At 71.7% G+C, this 3,797-nt stretch carries 3 protein-coding genes and 1 pseudogene; 3 read left to right on the top strand and 1 reads right to left on the bottom strand.

All coding sequences use genetic code 11. The annotated features are described in order from the left end of the window. Positions 1 to 2: 2 nt before the first annotated feature. The gene (locus D7V77_RS40845; protein ID WP_233597538.1) at positions 3 to 551 is read left to right on the top strand and encodes an SGNH/GDSL hydrolase family protein; all 549 of its coding nucleotides are present in this window, start codon (positions 3 to 5) and stop codon (positions 549 to 551) included. A gap of 30 nt (positions 552 to 581) precedes the next feature. On the opposite strand, the gene D7V77_RS40840 is transcribed toward D7V77_RS40845, so the two are convergent. Continuing rightward, entirely contained in the window at positions 582 to 2,507 is a 1,926-nt protein-coding gene (locus D7V77_RS40840) for a diguanylate cyclase (protein ID WP_120581576.1), read from the bottom strand. A gap of 216 nt (positions 2,508 to 2,723) precedes the next feature. On the opposite strand from D7V77_RS40840, the gene pgeF reads away from it, so the two are divergent. Both pgeF and D7V77_RS40830 read left to right on the top strand, forming a co-directional pair. Next, complete coding sequence (gene pgeF / locus D7V77_RS40835; RefSeq protein WP_120581575.1) at positions 2,724 to 3,482, top strand: peptidoglycan editing factor PgeF; 759 nt, start codon at positions 2,724 to 2,726, stop codon at positions 3,480 to 3,482. Between the two features lie 88 nt (positions 3,483 to 3,570). Then, positions 3,571 to 3,797 (top strand): annotated as a pseudogene (locus D7V77_RS40830) (hypothetical protein); the annotation flags it as partial.

The raw sequence follows: 3,797 nt of genomic DNA, 5'->3' as shown, positions 1-3,797 counted from the left end.
GGGTGGGGGCGTCGCAGGGCGGGGGCTATCCCGACCGGCTCGCCTCCCGCCTCCGCAAGGACGGCCTGCCCGTGGGCCATACCAACCTGGGGCAGAGCGGCGCGCGCGTGCGCGACATCGTCAACAACGCCCTCAAGCGCGTCATCGCGTTGCAGCCCACGCTCATCACCCTGGGCGTGGGCACCAACGACATCTGGCGCGGCACCGAGGTGGCGGAGTTCCAGGACGACCTGGACCGCATCGCCCGGCGGCTGAAGCAGACCGGCGCGTCCATGGTGGTGGTGAACCTGGCGGACATGGCGCTCGCGCCGGTGGCGAAGATGGTGCCCAGCGCGCTGTATGAAGGGCGCATCGAGCCGTTCAACCAGGCCATCGCCTCCGTGGCCCGCGCGCACGGGCTGCACCTGGTGGACCTGTTCACCGCCAGCCGGGAGATGATCCCCCGGCGCCCGGACTTCTTCTGCTCGGATGGCTTCCACCCGTCCGCGGTGGGCTACGAGGAGTGGGCGGACCTGATGCTCCCCGTGGTCCGCACGCTCGTGCAGCGGTAGCGCCGGGCAGGGCGCCCTGGCGCCCCGCGCTCAGGCCTTCGCGATGCCGGAGGGCGCGGGCGGCGTGGAGGGCGCGTCCGAGGGCGGCGCGCTGATGCTGCGCTCGCGTCCGGGGTGGAGCTCCATGCCGGCCTCGAACGCCGTCACCCGGTTGCGGCCTGTCCGCTTGCTGCAATAGAGCGCCGAGTCCGCGCAATCCACCAGCATGTCCTGCGCCGACGCGTCCGTGGGGAAGTGCGAGACGCCGATGGACACCGTGACGTGGCCTCCGGGCAGCCCCGGACGGCTGAGCGTGACGGAGTCCGCCACCGCGCGGCGCAGCGTCTCCGCCACCTCCACCGCCGTGGCCTTGGACACCTGAGGCAGCAGCAGCACGAACTCCTCGCCGCCGTAGCGCCCCAGCGTGTCCACCTTCCTCGCGCGGGTCCGGAGCACGTCGGAGACCCGGCGCAGCGTCTCGTCTCCGGCGCGGTGGCCGGCCAGGTCGTTGAGCCGCTTGAAGTGGTCCACGTCCACCATCAGCAGCGCCAGCGGCACGCCGAAGCGCTGGGCTCGCGCGAGCTCCAGGTCCAGCCGCTGGAAGAGGTGGCGGCGGTTGGGCACGCCCGTGAGCGCGTCCGTCAGCGTGAGCTTCACCGTCTCCGCGTGCAGGCGCGCGTTCGTCACCGCCGTCGCGGCCTGATCCGCCACCGCGGTGAAGAGCTCGATCTCCTCCGCGGAGATGCTCGCCGTCTCCGGGCGCTGGAAGTTGATGACGCCCAGGAGCGTGTCCGCGTGCACCATGGGCACCGCCAGCAGCGAACCGTGCTCCGAGCCGCCGCGCAGCCCGCGCCGCGCGAAGATGCTGGTGCTGTCCGTCAGGTCCGGCAGGTACACGGCCTTGCGCGTCTGGGCGGCCCGGCCGCACGCGCCCTCGCCCATGGCGAAGGTGTGGCCCTCCAGGCCCCGGCCCTGCGGCCACGCGTGCTTCACCTCCAGCATGCCCTCCTCGTTGAGGAGCATGATGGAGAAGTCCGGGATGTGCAGCCGCTCCACCACCAGGCGGGTGATGCGCGACAGGAGCTCGTCCAGCTCCAGCGTGGTGTTGAGCGAGCGGGCCACGTCGAACAGCAGCGACAGCTCCGTCAGGCGCTCCTCCAGCTCGTCCTTCAGCGCCAGCTTCTCCTTCACCAGCTGCAGGTCTCGGTGCGTGTCGATCTCCTCCACCTTCATGGAGGTGAGCCGCGCGAGCATCTGGTTGAAGGCCGCGCCCAGCCGGGAAATCTCGTCCGTGCTCCGGGCCTCCGCGCGCACCAGCAGGTCGCCGTCGGCCGCGCGGCCCATGGCCTCGCTCAGCCGCTTGAGCGGCGCGGTGAGCACGAAGCGCAGGGACAGCCACGTGACGAGCCCCAGGATGCCCACGAAGAGCACCATCGCGCCCAGCGCGTCCTGGAACACCGTCTGGAGCTGGCGGGTCAGCGCGGGCTCGCCCATGCGCACCTGCAGGACGCCCATGCGCTGCGCGGCTTCGCCGGTGTGACAGCCGGAGCACTCCGGACCGCCCAGGGGCCGCACCACCTCCGTGCCGTGGTCGCTGGAGCGCGCTGTCTCCGGCCCCGTCGCGGACAGCCGCGCGGCCTCCGGGTGCGGATGGCCCTGCTCGGCAGGCCGCCTGCTCCACCGGATGCGCCCGTCCGGCGTCAGGACCCGCAGGTCCTCCACGGAGCGGAACAGCCGCGTGTCCGACGACAGCACGTCCGCGACCGCGCCATGCGGTGCCGCGCCCGGCGCCTGCGGCAGCGTGAAGGTGGAGGCCACGGCCTCCGCCAACGCGAGCGCCTCCAGGTGCGTGCCTTCACGCACCGCCTGCCGGGCTTCGCGCGAGAAGTGCCCCACGCCCAGGAGCGCCACCACCAACCCGGGCAGCGCGATGCTCCACAAGAGCTTCCTGCCAATCGTCTCGGAACCGAGGGCCATGTGCGGGGCGCAGTGTGCTTCGTGCATTCGCGTTCTGTCCGCGAGTGACGGAGTGTTCAAAATTGTCAGGGGCATGACACGCCCTGTCAAACGTACTGGTGTCGAAATATTGAAATGGGGGTGTTGTTCCTCGGCATGTTCCTGTTTTCACGGGCTGTACCCGTGGCACGGTGGCGGTAGTCCCGAAGACCGCGTCCGGAAAGAGGAGTTCCGCCCATGACCCCGTCCGTGTTCCTCACCTCCGCGCTGCTGCCGGTGCCCCACGGCTTCGCCACGCGCGCGGGTGGGGTGTCCGAGGGGCCCTACGCGTCCCTCAACCTGGGCTTCTCCGTGGGCGACGAACGTCCCCACGTGGAGGAGAACCACCGCCGGCTGGCCCAGGCCGCGGGCGCGCTTCTGGGCTCGCTCTGCCGGGTGTCCCAGGTACACGGCGACACGGTGCTGGAGGCTCGCGGCGAAGCCGACGACGTGCTGCGCCCCACGCTGGGTGAGGCGGACGCGCTGTGGACGGAAGGGGAGGGCAGCTGGGTGGCGGTGGGCACCGCGGACTGCGTGCCGGTGCTGATCGTGGATCCGCGAGCCCGGCGCGTGGCGGCGGTGCACTCCGGATGGAAGGGCACGGACCTGGAGATCAGCGCCCGCACGGTGGAGGCGCTGGTGGCGAGGGGCAGCCGGCCGGAGGACCTGCTCGCGGCGGTGGGCCCCTGCATCCAGGCGTGCTGCTACGAGGTCTCCCCGGAGCTGGGCGACCGCTTCCGCGCACGCTTTGGTCCGGACGTCGTCCGCGCGGGAGCCAGGCCGCACCTGGATCTTCCACTCGCGGTGAAGTCGTCCCTCACAAAGGCGGGCCTGAAGCCGGAGCAGGTGGACGTGCTACAGGCCTGTACGGCGTGTGATCCAGAGCGGTTCTTCTCCCACCGCCGGGACGCGGGGCGCACAGGGCGGCACCTCAACTTCGTGCTGCACCGCTTCTAGCGGAGGCCCGCCGGGGTCGTTTTCTTGACGGTCTCCGACCGGCCTTCCTATCCTCGACCTGGAATTCCCTCCGTCCAGGCTCGTGCCGGTGCGTCCCTTCCTCTTCCGCCTGTTTGCCGCCGTCGCGCTGTCCGCGCCGACCGCCTGTGCCACCACCGCTGCTTCGCAGACGGAAGTGGGCCGGCTGGAGGCTGAGGTGCGCACGCTGCGCGCGGCCCAGTCGTCGCTGATCGAGCGCCTGGAGCGGCTGGAGAACCGCGACGCCGTCTCGCGCGCCCGCGCCGCCGCCCCGGCCCCCGCCGCGTCGTCCCCGAA

The sequence above is a fragment of the Corallococcus sp. CA041A genome (assembly GCF_003612075.1).
Classification (GTDB): domain Bacteria; phylum Myxococcota; class Myxococcia; order Myxococcales; family Myxococcaceae; genus Corallococcus; species Corallococcus exiguus.
This window is presented reverse-complemented; position numbering and strand designations above follow the sequence as displayed.

Bases quoted from the DNA above. Each gene is read 5' to 3' on its own strand.
- pgeF (WP_120581575.1), top strand. From the start codon at position 2,724: ATGACCCCGTCCGTGTTCCTCACCTCCGCGCTGCTGCCGGTGCCCCAC.
- D7V77_RS40840 (WP_120581576.1), bottom strand. From the start codon at position 2,507: ATGGCCCTCGGTTCCGAGACGATTGGCAGGAAGCTCTTGTGGAGCATC.